Raw genomic sequence first — 16,926 nt, 5'->3', positions numbered from 1 at the left:
CTGCTTTTACTTCGTTTGGTCTTTATTTTTTCAATGGATAATCTGCAAAATACTGATCAATTTTATTCCACGGTGAACTGTTTGGTGCTTTGTTCACAATATTTGCTGAAACACTGCCATATAAATCAGCCGCATTTGCCAAATGAAGTTTATTGGCATTCGGATCTAAATACGGCAAATCATTTTGATGTTGCATGTAAAAATGAAGATCGCCAATCATCGGCTGGAAGCCATAATTACCATTTGACCATGCACTGCTATGATTACCCCAATGATGTCCAAATTCATGTGCAACAATGCCTAAGCCAGACCAGCGGTAATGACCATAATAAATCCAAGGATCAACGCCTAAAACAGCACCACCGCCGAGTCCACCACCCATATTGGTAATCCCTAGAGAGATCCCACCGCGATCAAATATTTCTTGATAGACACGCGTATAATCAGCGTCTTTAAAGTAACCATTTTCGCCATCAATCATGCCACCATTACCAAAGAAATCATATCCCATGACTTTTTTATGATTAAACCAAAGATGTTCGAATTCAGGGCTACTTAAGGTATAGGCAAAATTAGTCATCATAATGACCCATTCACGGGCATATAATGGTGTAATTCTCAACCATTTTGAGTCTGCTTCAGGATTATACGTACCAAAATAAATATTCCACTTGGCTTTAATTTTCGACAATTTTTGAACATGCATATCCGTTTGCGAAGCAATTTTTAAATCAAAAAGATCACTTGGTAATTGATTTAATTGGCTTAAACCCGCCAATTGGATCGAACCTGAACCATCGATCAAGTTAAAGCGTGAATCATCATTTATTTTCAATTTTAATGACACATTTGAAAATGCATCCAATTGATCCAGTTTAGCCAAGACCATCCATTGTTCAGTCCCTTTAAGTCTTGCTTGAATTTCTAAATCTGAAACAGGTATGGCACTGTAGCTTTGTAATTGAACGGTATCACGGTTCAACGTTGCAGAGAGAATTTCATTCATCATCACATGACGTAGATTCGGATTCGTGAGCGTCTCCCAACTCTCACCATCCTGTAACATCTTATAACTGCTGACTTTTTGTGCTTGCTGCAACTGTAATGGATTCACGACAGTGGATGTTTTACGTTGCTGTAAAGCACGCAAAGGCATAATAATGACTTTATTATTGACCAAACTCATCAGGTTATTTTCATATACAGCTAGATCAGTGGTTTTTGCCAAACTCTGAGATTGATCTTGACCTTGTACGCGATAAGATGCGATACGATCAATAGCATTGGGTAATACGTCACTTATCGTTGTTAATTGATCACTTGGATAAGTTTCTACTGCCCCACTACTACGTAATGCATAAAGCAAACCATCATTGGCTAAATGGCTTACGGAAGCAATACCTGTCTGTTGGCGTGTTGCTGCAACATCAACAGCACCTTGTTGTAAATTACTCACATCATAAACAAAGGTATTACCATTGCTTAAATTGGCATAAAGTAAATTTCCAACGGTTTCTAAGCGTACAACACATTTTCGCTCACATTTTGGCAATACCAAGCGTGCATATTTTCGAGCTTTTAAACTATTTGCTGCAACCACCTGACTTTGCGACCAGACATTAATACGGTTTTCCATATCTGCTGAAAAAACGTAATTGTCATTCGCAGTCACTGAATGTGTATGCACAATTGCGCTGTTTGCTGTATCACCCCACCACTGTCCCGTACCTAACGCCATGACATATTGTGGTGTTCCTGTACTGATATCTAAAACATCGACACGGCTTGATGGAAATGATGAAACATATAAACGACCTTTATAGATACTGATATCATTTAAAGTATTCCATGCTTTTAAAATACCTGTGATTTTCTCAGGGTCTATTGCTGTAAGTACAGTTTTAGTTTTTAAGTCATAGCGCAAAATTTGTGATTTTTCATTGCTATTGGCGATATATAATACATCACCATCTCTAGCAATCGCTCGCGGGTTCCACTCGTCCAAACCAAATGTACTTGGATTTAACTCTGATGCAGCATCAGCAGTACGTAATTGTTTTAATAAAACAAATTGTTCATTATTATTTTCAGATGGTGGTTTTGGTGTAGTTTCATTACCATTGTCTGAATTATTTTTCCCTTGTTCAGAACCTCCACCGCCACCACATCCCGACAATGCCAATACTATGGCTAAATTTAAAGCAAAAAGTTGCTTATTCATCCTATTCCCCAATAGAAAATCCAACCCACACAAATTAACAAAAATTGTGGATCAATATATTTATTTAAAAACTAAATCGATCACTATAAATGCTTATTCTCAAATATAAATCACACTCTAAATTTAAAAAACCTATTTCACAGTTCAAATGAAATAGGTTTGAGTAAAGTATGAGAGCGAAGTCCATTACTCTCATACTTTAATTGTTCAGCTTTTTAAATTTGACGATTTGTATGTTCTCTCAAAAGTTTAGCGACCCACACCACGAGAATGAGGATCGGAATACCAATTAAAGTGGTCATTAAAAAGAATTTCGGATAACCAATATTGGTTACAATCGTTCCAGAATAACCACCTAGAATTTTAGGTGTTAAAGTCATCAGTGAGCTAAAAATAGCATATTGAACGGCTGTAAATGAAACACTGGTCAAGCTAGAAAGGAATGCGATAAATGCTGCACCTGCTAAGCCGGAAGCCAGATTATCGACAATAATTGCAAAATAAAGCCAAGCTGAACTGTATTGTTCGATTACTTTACCTTTAATTTCTACAGCATCTGCGGACTGTAAATTGACTACTGTAATCGGTTGAATATCAACATCCACAGCAGTTTTCTTATCGCTAATTTGATAATTTTGCTGTGCATTTAAATTCGCATGTGACTGATTAAAGTTGGCGATTGCAATGACATTTTTTGAAGCAGAACTTTGTAAATTTTTACCATCAATTGTCCCAGTAAACATGCCATCTTTATCTAGTTTTGCAGAATACTCTTTTCCATCCAACTTTAAAGTGATTGGTTGTTCTGCATTTAAGTCAGTCGCTTGCACACCTACAAGTTGCCCTTTAATGACAACATTTTGCTTTAACTCAGCTGTTGATAGTTGATTATCACTGGTCACAGGTAGGATTTGAATTTGTGCTGCACCATTGTCTGTTAAATACGGCACAACGTATTCAGCTTTTTCAGATTGATCTGCAAGTGCAACATTCACTTGAATCTGCTTAGCCTGTACTAGGTCTTGATTTGAAACGAGGACTTTCCAATAACCCACTTCATCAGGTTGAGCTTGGTATTGTTTTTCACCCACTTGTAACATGACAGGCTGCATAGGCGCACCTGACTTCACCAAACCAATAAAGATTAAATTGGTTGAACTTGCCAAGATTGCACCAACAAACATCAATTTCATAATGTTCATACGTTGTGCAAGTAAACCACCTAAGAAACCACCAACCAAGCTGAAAATTACACCATAAATTTTGACTGCTTCAGCGATTTGTTCTTTGGTAAAATTTAAATCTTGATAAAACACATTGGAGATCACCCCTGCAATAATGTCAGAAATTCGATAAAAACCAATCAACAATAATAAAACTAAAGCCAGTTTAACTCCATAACGTTTAAAGAAATCGGCTATCGGATTGACCCAAGTTTCATAGGCCATTTGCTTATTCACAACACCCATGCGTATGAGGAATGTTGCTACAAAAATAGCACCTGCACCAGAACCTAAAAATCGCACAGCTTCCATTAAAAATTTCAAGAAACTGTCTTTGATTTCCCACTGTGTTTGCAAATACTGGACAACATCATCCGAATAAATATAGAAACAAACAAAACTTGCAACAGCGACAATAAAAACAAATACTAAGCGATAGTAATCAATATTTTTATAATGTTTATCTATACGGTTAACCATCGGTTCACGGATAATTAATGTCGTGATAATACCAACGACCATCACAGCAGCCATGGTTAAATAGGTATATTTCCAAGCTTCATAAATATAGTTACCTTTGGCCGTGCCTAATGATGCAGCAAGAAACAGCGCACCTGCACCTGCAACAATCATCCCTATGCGATATCCCGCATTATAAGTAGAAGCAAGCACCGTTTGCATTTCAGTTTCAGCAAGTTCGATACGATAAGCATCGATGACAATATCTTGCGTTGCTGCTGAAAAGCCGAGCAAAACCGCACCAACCGCCATTTGGTAAATATAACTCTGCCCAAGCGCAGGATCTGAAAATGCCATGATACTAATTGCACAAATAATGAGTATCTGAGCAATCAATAACCAAGCACGTCTTCGGCCTAAACTTTTGGTTAAAAATGGTACGGGCAATTCATCAATCAGCGGTGCCCAAACAAATTTGAAGGAATAACCCAAAGCAGCCCAACTAAAAAAAGTTACTGCGCTCTTTTCGATCCCAGCTTCCCCCAACCATAAAGACAAGCTAGAGAAGATAAGAAGGATTGGGATACCTGCTGAAAAACCCAAAAACAGCATAATAGCTGCACGACGGTCAAGAAATGCGGTAAAGGCAGATTTCCAACCTGTAGACTGTGTTGTCATTGCGTTATTATTTTCTGAAAAATGAAATAGTGCTATTCAACCGCTTAATGCTCAGAGTTTCAATCATTTTTATGCAACTGTTGTACGCATTTACAGATATTTCCGCTTTTGGCGCTTGATCTTTACCCCCAATCCTGTATACCTTTAACTTTTAAACCTTCATTTGTTTTGGATTCAACCTGTGACGCAAAGACACGATCAATTAAGTTCAACCACTGTTTCTAATATGACAACCACAACTGCACTACAAAAAATTGAAAACAAATTAGCAACTGCTTTTGATCAAACGGAAATTCAAAATACACTGGCACTAACGGCGCTTAAATCAGAGCAGCTTACGCATATTCCAAATTTTGTAACGATCCCTTCTTCTACACGAAGAATTAAGCCCTTAAATAACTTTTTAGGTCAAGATCGTGCTAAAGCCTCTGTAGAGGCAGGCATCGCTTTGCCTTATTCTGGCTATAATATTTTTGCAGTAGGAACAGCAGGCTTAGGTAAACGCACCATGATTAAGCGTTTACTACAACAACATGCTAAAACAATGCAAACCCCTGATGATTGGGTCTATGTTTATAACTTTAAGAATGCAAGACAACCAATTGCACTACGTTTTCCCGCAAGCCAAGGCAGTAAATTTCAGAGTTTAGTTCATCAAACGTGGCAAACTATTCTCAAACAGCTTGAACGTCGTTTTAGTGCTGAAACATATCACAATCATATCGAACGAATCCGCCAAGTGACTGGTAATGAACAACAATTGGCCTTGGTTGAATTGACCAAAGAAGGCGAAGATTTAGATCTAAAACTCATCAATCGACATGATGAGCATATCTTTGTACCGATTCATGTCAAAAATGATGAAGTTTTTGAAATGTCACAAGAAGACATGAATGCTTTGAATAGCAAACAACGTGCTGAAATTCATTCCAAAATCCGTTACATGGATAAAAAATTAGAACGGTTAGGTTTACAACTGGGTGACCTTGAAGATGAGGCACGAGATAAAGTTTCTGAACTCAATCGTGATATTGCCAAGCAAGTTGTTATTCCTCGCATGGAAGTCATTCTCAATAAGTTTGAATCCGTACAAGGGCTTGAACAGTACTTAAAACTATATGCTGCCGATATTATTGAAAATGTCGAAACCATTTTAGACCAAGAAGGTGAAGAATTTTCTCCTGCGCTGTTTAACCGTGTGCCTTCTCGCTACCAAGCCAATGTGGTGGTGAGTAATAAGCCGAATTCAGGTGCACCAGTTATTTTTGAAGACTTCCCAACCCATTACAACTTATTGGGTCATGTTGAACAATTAACTCAAAATGGCACGATTACGACAGATTTCACTTTAATTCGTCCAGGTTCTTTGCATCAAGCCAATGGTGGTTTTTTAATTTTAGAAGCTGAACAGCTTTTAGAACAACCTTATGCATGGCAAGGGTTAAAACGTGCTTTAAAGTCTGGACAATTAAAGCTTTCATCGTTGGAACACATGCTGACTTTAACCGGGAGTATTTCGATTGAACCGGCATCTATTCCATTGAATTTAAAAGTCGTTTTACTTGCAGAACCTGAAATTTATTATGAAATTTTAGAGCTTGAACCTGAACTAGGTAGTGTTTTTAAAATCCGTGCTGATTTTACCGATACCTTGCAACGTAATGATGACAATGAACAAGCCTATATGCAGTTGATTGCAGATTATGTTCAGCAAGACAAATTATTGCCTTTTGATCGCTCAGCACTTGCGGCCTTACTTACAGACTCTAGTCGCCAAGCTGAAGACCAAAGTTCATTGTCATTACATGCTTTAACCTTAGGCGATTTGATTCGTGAATCGCATCACCATGCTGCACAATCTGGTGAAAAGCTAGTGACATCACATCACATCAATACCGCACTCAAACATCGTCAATACCGCTTAGGCTATTTACGTGAGTTGTATTGGCAAGATTTATCACGCGGCACACAATTGATTGAAACACGTGGGCATCGTTTAGGGCAGATCAATGCATTGTCTGTGATTCATTATGCAGATGTTGAATTTGGCCTGCCTTCTCGCTTAACTGCCTCAGTTTATCAAGGTGGCGGTGATATTTTAGATATCGAACGTAGCGTTGAATTAGGCGGCTCATTGCATGCCAAAGGCGTGTTGTTGATGTCTAGCTTCTTAAAAGCACATTTTGGTCGTGAACAAATTTTACACTTCTCTGCTGCCCTTGCCTTTGAACAAAGTTATGGTCAAGTCGATGGTGACAGTGCCACTGTTGCTGAATTATCCGCATTGATATCAGCAATTTGCCAATTACCGATTGATCAATCATGGGCAATTACAGGCTCAATGAACCAATTGGGTCAAGTACAACCGATTGGTGGTGTAAATGCTAAAATTGAAGGCTTCTTTGATGCATGCAAATTACAAGGTTTAACGCACAAGCAAGGTGTGATCATTCCTCGTCAAAACATGCAACATTTGATGTTACGTCAAGATGTGATTGAAGCCGTTGAAGCTAAACAATTCCATATTCATGCGATTGATACCATTGATCAAGCTTTAGAAATACTCATGGCTCGTCCTGTCGGAACGCTCGATAAAAAAGGTCGTTACACCAAAGGTTCTATCTATGCTGCTGTCATGGCGCAGCTTGAATACTGGCAAGCGCTTGAAGACGGAATAGAAATCGAGACAAAGCCGAAGAAAAAGAAAAAAAAGAAGAAGGCAAAAAAAGACAAAAAGGTTGAAAGCGAAGCAACGGCTATTGTTGAGATTACTTCTATCGAACCAATTGAAAAACAAAATAAAAGTGAATAATTTTACCTTTATTTTGAAAGTTTAACCAAAAATAAAATTACGCTCTGAATATCAGAGCGTAATGCTTTTGTAATGATGATAATAAATGATTAAACTTCTACATTTATTAAAAAACTTAACTCTTAAAATTAAGAATTTAAAATATTTTTTTCATAAATAACAAAAAACTAGCCAATAAAAAAGCACCTTTCGGTGCTTTTTGAATATCTTCAGCTTATTGAGCTTCAGATGCAGGACTATACTGTTCAACCAACGGCTTTAACTCACCATTTTGGAACATTTCGAGCATAATATCGCTACCGCCAATCAGCTCACCATTGATCCACAATTGTGGGAATGTTGGCCAATTTGCAATTTGTGGCAAAAGTGCACGAATATCAGCATTTTCCAAGATATTTACATAAGCAAATGGACGACCAATTTGACTAAGAGCTTCAACTGCACGAGCAGAGAAACCACATTGTGGGAACTGCGGAGTACCTTTCATATAAAGAAGTACTGCATGTTTAGCAATTTGATCGCGAATTAATGCTTCTGTATCACGCGCTTGTTCAGTCATTGATAAATCCTCAACTCATCTGCCTGCATTATACCTAAATCCACAATAAAGAATATGTCTTGGCGATTATTTCCAATTTTATTTGTATTTAGGCTTTAAATCTTTGCCAATCTTTGGTTAGATGATCTTTTCTTTTTATTCCTAACAGATAAGAGTTAGTCATGAACAATATCACCCTCGCTCCGGTACAACCTGATCAACCATCTCACTTGATGTCTGTATTTAGCCGTCAACCGATCAGTTTTGTGCGAGGACGAGGTTCTTATCTTTACACAGAAGATAATACTGAGTATTTTGATGCACTTACAGGAATTGCGGTTTGTGGTTTAGGTCATGCACATCCTATCATCGCAGAAGCGATTGCTGAACAAGCAGCGACTTTAATTCATACCAGTAATATTTATGAAGTGGCTTGGCAAACGGCTGCCGCTCAGAAACTTGCAGAAGTTTCTGGTATGGAAGAAATTTTCTTCTCCAACAGTGGTGCAGAATCGAATGAAGGTGCAATTAAAATTGCACGTAAATTTGCCCATCTGCAAGGTATTAGCACCCCTAAAATTATTGTCGCTGATCAATCTTTTCATGGTCGTACCCTTGCGACATTATCTGCAACAGGCAATAAAAAAGTTCAAGAAGGCTTTGCACCTTTAGTTGAAGGTTTCATTCGTGTTCCATTTGGGGACATCGAAGCGATTGAAGAAGCTGCGATTAATCATCCTGATATTGTGGCAATTCTAGTTGAACCGATTCAAGGTGAAGGTGGCGTAAATACTGCTCCACAAGGCTTTAGTTATCTTGAAGAAATCCGTCACATTTGTAATCAACACAATTGGTTAATGATGCTTGATGAAGTACAAACAGGTAATGGACGTACTGGTAAATATTTTGCTTATCAACACACCAATATCGTTCCCGATGTTCTAACCACAGCAAAAGGTTTGGGTAATGGCTTTCCAATTGGTGCTGTAATGACACAAGGCCGTGGCGTTGGTGTATTGACCGCGGGTAATCACGGTTCAACATACAGCGGAACGCACTTAGGTTCTCGTATTGTCTACACAGTCATTGATTTGATTGAGAAAGAAAATATTGTTGCGAATGCGGCCGAAATCGGTGCTTATTTGGTTGAACAATTCCGCACTCAACTTGCGGATCAAAATGTCATCGTTCGTGGTTTCGGTATGATGATTGGTATCGAACTACCTAAGGCATGTGCTGAGCTTGTAAATATTGCACGTGATGAACATCATCTTATTATCAACGTAACTTCAGGCAATGTTGTTCGCTTACTTCCTGCATTGAACATGAATCATCAACAAGCAAATGATTTATTAAGCCGTTTAGTTCCTGCGATTAAGAATTTTTTAGCATAATTGATCACCACGACACTCAAGTTAAGTACTTCAAGTATAAATGATTTAAATGGGCTCATATCAAGCCATTTAAATCATTGGGTTCAGCTTTGATTGCGAACATTGATAAATAACAGAAATAGAAAAGCCGCTATAAAGCGGCTTTTCTATTTAGATTTGAACTTTTACGAAGCTTCTTGGAAAATTCTGCCACCTGGTAGTTGGCCGAAATATTGTTTTAAAGCATCTAAACAACGATGAATCTTCATCGGTTGTTGTTCACGTTTTAAGGTTACCGCACTCAAAGTGAAAGTTGGTAATTTCCACTCTGGTAATACTTCAACCAATGTCCCATTCATCAATTCTTTTTGCACATCTAAATAAAGAATGCGTGCAATCCCATGACCATTTTGGCATAGAGATTTTGCAATAAATACATTATTTGTTTGAAGACGGTGCTTCATCTCTAAATTAACAACTTCGCCTGTCGTACCATGCTGAAATGAAAAATGTTGATAGTTTTTCAAAATATTTATTGGAATCAGATCATGATTCTGTAAATTTTCAGGACGTGAAATAGGCGATGTTTGATTTAAATAACTTGGCGATGCAACTAAGATCTGATCTACTCGTGCCAATGGCATACAACTTAAGTTATTCGAATCTTCCATTTTAGAAGACATACGAATAGCAATATCGATACGCTCTTGAATCAAGTCGATATACTGGTTATCTGCTTCAAAATGAACCATCAAACCACGATGTGCAGACATCCAATGTGATAATGCAGGTACAACATGTGTTGCACCTATTTCTGGGGTAGTCGCAATGCGTAAATCACCAACTAAGTCGTCTCGCAACTCATTAATTCGGATTTTTCCACGCTCTGCCGCAGCAAGCATTTCTTGACAGCTGTGGAAAAAAGCTTGACCAGCCTCAGTTAAACTCAGTTTCCGTGTAGAACGATGTAGAAGTGTAACCTCCATTTCATGTTCTAAAGATCGAATTTGCTGACTAACTGCACTTGTCGTAATGCCAAGATCACGCGCGGCACCACTGAAAGAGCTTTTTTCAACAACACAAGCAAAGACACCCATTGCTCGAAGTTGATCTAACATAAATTTCCCTCTGAAATTATGAGTTGCTTCACATTTTTCCATTCAAAACAACTCATTGTATTATACGAAGAAAATTACACTTTGCATCAAAATTATTAACTTACTGGTAAAATATTTGCAGGATTGATAGGTTTACCATCTAATCGTACTTGAAACTCCAGCATAACACTATTTGTACCAGAAGAACCCATCTCTGCAATCTTTTGTCCTGCGCTAACATTTTGACCACTTTTTACTAACATTTGACTGTTATGAGCGTATGCAGTTATGTAACCATCAATGTGTTTTATTAATACAAGATTACCATACTCTTTCAATCCATCAGCAGCATAAACCACTTGCCCATCGGCTGCTGCAAAGACTGGATCGCCTTGATTACCGCCAAATCGCAAACCTTTGATATTATTTGTTACATTAAAGTTTGCAATCACAGGCCCATTTGATGGTTTAACCCATCTTAAACTTGTGCTCTTTGCTGGAATGACAGGCACTTGTGCTGTCACTACAGGTGCAGTTGTTGTTGCAGGGGCTGTTTGCACAACAGGTGGCGATACTGGTTGCTGTGTTGGTAAATTAATGGTCTGACGTTGAATTTGTGGTGCAGTCGTTAATGCTTGTGTTGCAGGGCGGTTGACATTATTGCCCGATTTTTTCAGACGAATCGATTGCCCGACATAGATTCTATAAGGTGCCGCAATATCATTCATCTCAGCAACACTGATGTAACTTAAGCCGTAACGCATTGAAATACCGCTTAATGTATCTCCTGAACGAACAGTATAATAATCTGGTGCTACTGCATATCGAGTTGGATTATTAATTTGTGGTTTTGATGCACAACCCGTAACAAGCAATGTAGAAGTGATTGCGATTGTTAAAAAAATCGTTTTTATCCATACCTTAGGCATTTGAATTTGGAGCTGTGATCGAGCCAAAAGCATTGATTTCCCTCTCTACATCTTAAAATTTGAAATATTTTGCTAAGATTAGCAAAAAACAATTAACTTTCACCGTTTAACAGTGCTTTTTCACAAACTTATAACATTCAAACATCAAAACGACTATGTGATAGTTGCGATTGCAATGATTCCAATACACCGTAATTGGTCGCATCCATTTGAATGGGAGTAATACTAACAAACCCATTCGCAATTGCAAAAAAATCGGATTGAATATCTCGTAGGTTTTTTTCGGGATCCGTTATCGCTTCACCGGCTAAACCAATCCAATAAACTTGCCGTCCACGTGGGTCAACATGACTGGTGATCGGTTTAGATTGAATTCGTTTACCTTGATAGGTAATTTGCGCACCTTTTATTTCTGCTACATCGGGGATATTAATATTAAAAATATGCCGTTCTGGCAGTTGTGGTAATCCATTGGCAATGAATTCATACACCCAATTTGCGGCCTGCACATAATCATCTGCGCTTTCATAAGAACGCACATTACTGCCTGCCAATGAAACAGCAATTGCCGCTTGCTTCATCAAACGCCCTTCAAAAGCTGCACCCACTGTGCCTGAATACAGCACATCATCACCAAGATTGGCTCCGCTATTGATGCCACTGACCACCAAGTCAAATTCAAAGTCAAATAAGCCATTCATAGATAAATAAACACAGTCTGCTGGTGTACCATTGACCGCCCACATATCAGGCGCGATTTGAATCGGTCTAAGTGGACGATCCAATGTAAGTGCACTCGAAAAACCACTACGTTCACTTTCAGGTGCTACAACTACAACACGCCCCAATGGTCTTAATGCTTTGGCAAGTGCTTGAATACCAGGTGCAAAAACACCATCATCATTTGCAATTAAAATATTCACTATAGTCTACTCTTCAGTCATCATTTATTCGGTCTACGTTAAATAAATAGATTTAAATTTATTCAACAATTATATATAGTTACGCATCCAATTCTAAATCAATTTGTAGTTAAAAAAGATGATTACACGTTCTCTTATTCGCACATTTTCTATAGCATTCATCACACTTTTTGCACAATCTGCATTTTCTGAAACATTAAGCACACAAGAAGCAGACCTTATAATTAAAGAAGATATTGCTGCAACTCAAGTATTGGCGGAAGTATGCCCTGCTTTGATTGGAAATAATCCAATTTTAAACAGTAAAATTGATGGATTAACTCAAAGTTCATTGAAAGAGTTATCTAAATCAACCACATTGGTACAATTACAACAAGATGCGGAATACCAAGCTGCATTTAAAGAAGCTCAAACAAGTGCCAAAGAAGTAGAGGGTGATGAGAATAAAGCTGTTTGTAATGATATTTTAACACTTGAATCTTAAAGATTAGCCAAGCCATAATTGTCATGCAGAAACCCATAGTTGCTCTGTTTATAGCTCACTGTTTCTGCATGATTTAAACTATTATAAGTTCATATAACTCTACAACATCAATACATTATCTCTATATTTTTCACTGCTTTTATGTTTAATCTATGCGCATTCTTAAGTTTATGAGTTTAATCATGCGTATGTCTTTTAAAATGCTTACATTAAGTCTTATTTCAGCAAGTAGCTTTCTGATGACTCAAACCTTTGCTGCACCAAACAAAGCTGCAAGCGAAGAAAATATTGATGTAACTCAAGAACAAATATCTATAGGCGAAATTGCGACTGTATATCATTTATCTTTAATTTGCCCGTCACTTATTGATGATAAAGACAGTAATAAATTTAAACATAATTATGATATTGAATTGAAAAAAGTATTACCAAATGAAGCGAACCCTCAAGAAGCAATCAAACAACTCAGCAAACAAAAAGAGTTCAAAACTTCTTTAAAGCAAATTCAAGCAGACTCGAAACGCTTTGGTGATAAAGAAAACAAAGAAATGTGCCAAGAAGTGGTTGATTACAACTATTAAAGTAAAATAGTTACAATAAGTAGGAAATAAGCCGACTTTTCGTGTAGAAGTCGGCTTTGCTTTATCCTAGAATACTAGGCTGTTTTTGTGCCCATATAACGATTGGAACGACCTAGAATGACCAGAAAAAGCGCCATTGCTGCATTATTACTTTTACCCTCATTTTCTTACGCAGCAACCGTCTTATCTACACCGCCAGAATTAAATAATAAATCGTATGTCTTGATGGACTATGAGACTGGGCAAATTCTTGCATCTAAAAATGAAAATGAAAAGTTAGCGCCCGCTTCAATGACCAAAATGATGACCAGTTACATCATTGAGCAAAAACTCCTTAAAGGTGAACTGACTGAAGATGAAAAAGTTCGCATGAATGAGTCTGCATGGTGTCGTGGTAGTAGCACTGAATCATGTATGTACGTGCCGTTGAACGGTACAGCAACAGTTTTAGAAATGTTGCGTGGTATTATCATTCAGTCTGGTAATGATGCTTCTAAAGCAATGGCTGAGCATATTTCAGGCAATGAAGGTTCTTTTGCCTATGCCATGAACCAAGAAGCAAAACGTGTTGGTATGGTGAATACTCATTTTATCAATGCAACAGGTATGCCCGCTGAAGGACATTATTCAACTGCGAAAGATATGGCGACTTTAGCGCAACATATCATTCATGACAGCTCAAAATATTATCCAATTTACTCTGAAAAAGAATTCACGTTCAACGGGATCAAGCAAGGTAACCGTAATGCCCTGCTTTATACAGATCCAAGTGTTGATGGTTTAAAAACAGGTCATACTGACGAAGCAGGTTATTGCTTAACAACGTCTTCTAAACGTGGACCAATGCGTTTGATTTCAGTGATCTTTGGTGCGCCATCGATGAATGAACGTGCAAGTCAAACTCGTACGCTTTTAGCTTGGGGTTATTCAAACTTTGAAACTGTAAGTGTACAGCCTGCCAACAAAGCTCTTGCAAAATCAAAAGTTTACTTCGGCCAAGAAAATGATGTTCAAATTGGTTTGGCAGAAAACTTCAATGTGACCATGCCTAAAGGTCAGGCCAATGCGATCAAAACACAAGTCAATGTTCAACCGAACTTAAATGCACCGTTAAAACAAGGTCAAGTTGTGGGTAAATTGACAGCGACTTTAGATGGTAAAGTGATTGCTGAAAAACCTTTAGTTGCTTTAAAAGCGGTTGAAGAAGCTGGTTTCTTCTCTCGTTTAATTGATCATATTAAAATGTTCTTTAGCAACTTGTTTTAATTCCAAGATTTAACGCTTCGTTTTGTCTTAGACTAAAGCATTCATGTTCTTAACATGGATGCTTTTTTATTTATAATGGTCTGAATGTTTAAAAATGATATTGGATATTGAAAAGGAATGTCGCCAATGAAAAAGAATATTCGTACATATTTAGAGCATCACCCAAAGATTGATTCGACTTGTTATATTGATGATTTATCTGTGATTGTTGGCGAAGTATCTTTAGCTGAAAATGTTTCTGTTTGGCCTTTTGCTGTCATTCGTGGCGATGTAAATAGCATTAAGATTGGTCGTTATTCTAATGTTCAAGACCACTGTATGTTACATGTAAGCCATAAAAATGATGCCAAACCCAATGGTTCACCTTTAGTCATTGGTGAGGATGTAACGGTTGGCCATCATGTGACTTTACATGGTTGCACAATTGGTAATCGTGTATTGATCGGAATTAATAGTATTGTTTTGGATGATGTCATTATCGAAGATGATGTGATGATTGGTGCAGGGTCTTTGGTTCCGCCACGTAAGCGTTTAGAAAGTGGTTTTTTATATGTGGGGAGTCCTGTACAAAAAGTTCGAGCTTTAACCGAGAAAGAAAAAGAGTTTTTACCTTATTCAGCAAGACATTATGTAAAGGTAGCGGGGAATTATTTACAACAAGAAAATAACTAACTGTGAAATCTGAAAACAAGTTTTTGAATAATCAAACTTATTATTACATTCACGTTGAAATTTAAATACGTGTTTTCGAATGATGCTTATTTAGAGAGCTGCAAAAGCTTTGCAATTAAGATATCGATTCAAAAGCATGTATTTGTAACATATCAAAACATATTTATTTTGAAGGAAATACAAATTCAAAGGTATTTATCTTATTTTTTTTGAGTATTTAGGTCGTAAATCAAACATTAAATTTAATACTTACATTTAATTTCTGACAACTCAATTTTATTGTTTTGCTTTGAATAATGAAGATTATATTCTTTAATTTCACTTTAAAATTTATAACTGATACAAACACCCTATCTTATTATGCTCAAGTTAAAATTAATATAAATTTTATGTGATTATAATAAAAATACAAAATTTCACCTCCCTTATTGTTTATGTTTTAATACAAGACTCTTAAATATAAGTAAAAAATAAAATGAAAGCATTAATAACTGTTGGCTGTACAACTGATCATGGTGGATACATCATTTTAGGTGATTCATCTTTTATTGTTGAAGGTAAAGCTGTGCATCTTGATGGAATGACTCACTACTGTCCTAGATGTCAAATACAATCAAAGGCCATTGCCTCTAATCAAGGTTTTATGACGGTTGGAGGTAAAAGTATTGTTGCCGCTGGTGATCTTTCAACATGTGGTTCAAGATACATTAAAATATCGGACTTAGCTGTCATGGCCAGTGGTTCGAGTTCAGGAAGTTCTAAATTTTCATCAAAAAATACAGCTAATTCCGTCTATATACCTCAGCTTCAATACGGTCAAAGATTTTTTCTAAAAGATGAGCTAACGGAAGAGCCCTTAGTTAATATGTGTTATGAAATCATTACTAAAAATGGAGTCATACATGGTAAAACTGATATGAATGGTTTAACTGAATTTGCGACTGGTGATAGTGATGAAGAAGTCGAAATAAGAATAATCATGAATGAGAAACATGATCATGAGTAATGTACTGGCGAGTTTCAAAGCTAAATTGCAAAAAATGGATAAGGACTTTAAAACTGCTAGTGCATTACATCTTAAAATTGGCGTTAGAAGAAAACTCACTGCTGGTGAAATACAAATGTGCCAATTGGTTTTTAAGAATTCGATTGACTACTCAAAAGTGTTGATCAATATTGGAGGTTATATACATAGCAAAACAGGAAATGCGATGTCACCTGCGGGTGAAATTGTGCTATCTAGAAATGAATATATTAAAAACCAAGATTTTAGCATCGCAACACGTGGGGAAGATCGACATTGGTTTATTCATGAAATGACTCATGTTTGGCAATACCAATTAGGAACTCCAAACGGATGGTTTGGTATTAAACATTTATGTAACGGTGATTATACTTCCCAAGTTAACTCTGTAGACTCCGGAAAGAATGAACTAAAAGCATATGATACGGATTTATTAGGTCGAGATTACAATAAAAAATTTAATGATTTTAATTTTGAACAACAAGGTAGAATTATTGAATTTTATTTCGATGCTGTTCATTTAAAAAATGTTGCTCCTACTAGAAAACACCATCAAACAAGCATTCACCTACTACCTCAAGTTAAAAAAATACTTAATAGCTTTTTAATTAATCCAAATAATTCAAATTTACTACCGAAATTATAG

Annotated in this window: 14 protein-coding genes; 8 read left to right on the top strand and 6 right to left on the bottom strand. The window is 36.9% G+C overall.

Annotation, left to right across the window (positions count from 1 at the left end; translation table 11 throughout):
* Nucleotides 1-22 precede the first annotated feature (22 nt).
* Nucleotides 23-2,221 (bottom strand): YncE family protein, encoded by a 2,199-nt coding sequence (locus CDA10_RS06925; protein WP_089604877.1) that lies wholly within the window; start codon nucleotides 2,219-2,221, stop codon nucleotides 23-25.
* Between the two features lie 215 nt (nucleotides 2,222-2,436).
* Nucleotides 2,437-4,581: an AmpG family muropeptide MFS transporter gene (locus CDA10_RS06920; RefSeq protein ID WP_089604876.1), complete on the bottom strand. Its 2,145-nt coding sequence runs from the start codon at nucleotides 4,579-4,581 to the stop codon at nucleotides 2,437-2,439.
* Between the two features lie 226 nt (nucleotides 4,582-4,807).
* Between CDA10_RS06920 and CDA10_RS06915 the strand changes: the two genes are divergently transcribed.
* Nucleotides 4,808-7,393 (top strand): AAA family ATPase, encoded by a 2,586-nt coding sequence (locus CDA10_RS06915; RefSeq protein WP_407640369.1) that lies wholly within the window; start codon nucleotides 4,808-4,810, stop codon nucleotides 7,391-7,393.
* A gap of 214 nt (nucleotides 7,394-7,607) precedes the next feature.
* Here CDA10_RS06915 and grxD read toward each other — a convergent pair whose 3' ends face one another.
* Nucleotides 7,608-7,952, bottom strand: coding sequence for a Grx4 family monothiol glutaredoxin (gene grxD / locus CDA10_RS06910; protein WP_089604874.1), 345 nt, complete (start codon nucleotides 7,950-7,952; stop codon nucleotides 7,608-7,610).
* A gap of 161 nt (nucleotides 7,953-8,113) precedes the next feature.
* Here grxD and CDA10_RS06905 point away from each other — a divergent pair, with 161 nt between their 5' ends.
* On the top strand, nucleotides 8,114-9,325 hold the full coding sequence (locus CDA10_RS06905; RefSeq protein WP_089604873.1) for an aspartate aminotransferase family protein: 1,212 nt from the start codon (nucleotides 8,114-8,116) through the stop codon (nucleotides 9,323-9,325).
* A 164-nt stretch (nucleotides 9,326-9,489) separates the two neighbouring features.
* On the opposite strand, the gene CDA10_RS06900 is transcribed toward CDA10_RS06905, so the two are convergent.
* The 3 genes from CDA10_RS06900 to surE all read right to left on the bottom strand — a co-directional run bounded on the left by CDA10_RS06900 (nucleotide 9,490) and on the right by surE (nucleotide 12,253).
* Nucleotides 9,490-10,422, bottom strand: a complete 933-nt coding sequence (locus CDA10_RS06900; protein ID WP_089605181.1) for a LysR family transcriptional regulator — start codon at nucleotides 10,420-10,422, stop codon at nucleotides 9,490-9,492.
* A 95-nt stretch (nucleotides 10,423-10,517) separates the two neighbouring features.
* Nucleotides 10,518-11,363, bottom strand: coding sequence for a peptidoglycan DD-metalloendopeptidase family protein (locus CDA10_RS06895; RefSeq protein ID WP_089604872.1), 846 nt, complete (start codon nucleotides 11,361-11,363; stop codon nucleotides 10,518-10,520).
* 104 nt (nucleotides 11,364-11,467) lie between these two features.
* The gene (gene surE / locus CDA10_RS06890; protein ID WP_089604871.1) at nucleotides 11,468-12,253 is read right to left on the bottom strand and encodes a 5'/3'-nucleotidase SurE; all 786 of its coding nucleotides are present in this window, start codon (nucleotides 12,251-12,253) and stop codon (nucleotides 11,468-11,470) included.
* A gap of 118 nt (nucleotides 12,254-12,371) precedes the next feature.
* On the opposite strand from surE, the gene CDA10_RS06885 reads away from it, so the two are divergent.
* From CDA10_RS06885 to CDA10_RS06860, 6 genes are all read left to right on the top strand, one after another.
* The gene (locus CDA10_RS06885; protein WP_089604870.1) at nucleotides 12,372-12,737 is read left to right on the top strand and encodes an MCR_0457 family protein; all 366 of its coding nucleotides are present in this window, start codon (nucleotides 12,372-12,374) and stop codon (nucleotides 12,735-12,737) included.
* Nucleotides 12,738-12,919: 182 nt separating this feature from the next.
* Nucleotides 12,920-13,318, top strand: coding sequence for an MCR_0457 family protein (locus CDA10_RS06880; protein ID WP_089604869.1), 399 nt, complete (start codon nucleotides 12,920-12,922; stop codon nucleotides 13,316-13,318).
* A 117-nt stretch (nucleotides 13,319-13,435) separates the two neighbouring features.
* A complete protein-coding gene (dacC, locus tag CDA10_RS06875) occupies nucleotides 13,436-14,584 on the top strand; it encodes a D-alanyl-D-alanine carboxypeptidase PBP5/6 (RefSeq protein ID WP_089604868.1) in 1,149 nt (382 codons plus the stop codon).
* A 126-nt stretch (nucleotides 14,585-14,710) separates the two neighbouring features.
* Nucleotides 14,711-15,256 (top strand): gamma carbonic anhydrase family protein, encoded by a 546-nt coding sequence (locus CDA10_RS06870; protein WP_089604867.1) that lies wholly within the window; start codon nucleotides 14,711-14,713, stop codon nucleotides 15,254-15,256.
* 475 nt (nucleotides 15,257-15,731) lie between these two features.
* Nucleotides 15,732-16,262, top strand: a complete 531-nt coding sequence (locus CDA10_RS06865) for a PAAR domain-containing protein (RefSeq protein WP_089604866.1) — start codon at nucleotides 15,732-15,734, stop codon at nucleotides 16,260-16,262.
* Nucleotides 16,255-16,926 carry a zinc protease gene (locus tag CDA10_RS06860; protein ID WP_089604865.1) on the top strand — a complete coding sequence of 224 codons (672 nt, stop codon included), beginning with the start codon at nucleotides 16,255-16,257 and terminating at the stop codon, nucleotides 16,924-16,926. Before CDA10_RS06865 ends, CDA10_RS06860 begins: the two co-directional genes overlap by 8 nt.

Source organism: Acinetobacter piscicola (assembly GCF_002233755.1).
GTDB classification, from domain to species: domain Bacteria; phylum Pseudomonadota; class Gammaproteobacteria; order Pseudomonadales; family Moraxellaceae; genus Acinetobacter; species Acinetobacter piscicola.
Note: the sequence above shows the minus strand (reverse complement) of the source record. Positions and strands in the feature narration are given on the sequence as shown.

What these genes read in the sequence shown, in the direction of transcription:
- CDA10_RS06925 (WP_089604877.1), bottom strand. Translation starts at nt 2,221, where the DNA reads ATGAATAAGCAACTTTTTGCTTTAAATTTAGCCATAGTATTGGCATTG.
- CDA10_RS06920 (WP_089604876.1), bottom strand. Translation starts at nt 4,581, where the DNA reads ATGACAACACAGTCTACAGGTTGGAAATCTGCCTTTACCGCATTTCTT.
- CDA10_RS06915 (WP_407640369.1), top strand. Translation starts at nt 4,808, where the DNA reads ATGACAACCACAACTGCACTACAAAAAATTGAAAACAAATTAGCAACT.
- grxD (WP_089604874.1), bottom strand. Translation starts at nt 7,952, where the DNA reads ATGACTGAACAAGCGCGTGATACAGAAGCATTAATTCGCGATCAAATT.
- CDA10_RS06905 (WP_089604873.1), top strand. Translation starts at nt 8,114, where the DNA reads ATGAACAATATCACCCTCGCTCCGGTACAACCTGATCAACCATCTCAC.
- CDA10_RS06900 (WP_089605181.1), bottom strand. Translation starts at nt 10,422, where the DNA reads ATGTTAGATCAACTTCGAGCAATGGGTGTCTTTGCTTGTGTTGTTGAA.
- CDA10_RS06895 (WP_089604872.1), bottom strand. Translation starts at nt 11,363, where the DNA reads ATGCTTTTGGCTCGATCACAGCTCCAAATTCAAATGCCTAAGGTATGG.
- CDA10_RS06885 (WP_089604870.1), top strand. Translation starts at nt 12,372, where the DNA reads ATGATTACACGTTCTCTTATTCGCACATTTTCTATAGCATTCATCACA.
- CDA10_RS06880 (WP_089604869.1), top strand. Translation starts at nt 12,920, where the DNA reads ATGCGTATGTCTTTTAAAATGCTTACATTAAGTCTTATTTCAGCAAGT.
- dacC (WP_089604868.1), top strand. Translation starts at nt 13,436, where the DNA reads ATGACCAGAAAAAGCGCCATTGCTGCATTATTACTTTTACCCTCATTT.
- CDA10_RS06870 (WP_089604867.1), top strand. Translation starts at nt 14,711, where the DNA reads ATGAAAAAGAATATTCGTACATATTTAGAGCATCACCCAAAGATTGAT.
- CDA10_RS06865 (WP_089604866.1), top strand. Translation starts at nt 15,732, where the DNA reads ATGAAAGCATTAATAACTGTTGGCTGTACAACTGATCATGGTGGATAC.
- CDA10_RS06860 (WP_089604865.1), top strand. Translation starts at nt 16,255, where the DNA reads ATGAGTAATGTACTGGCGAGTTTCAAAGCTAAATTGCAAAAAATGGAT.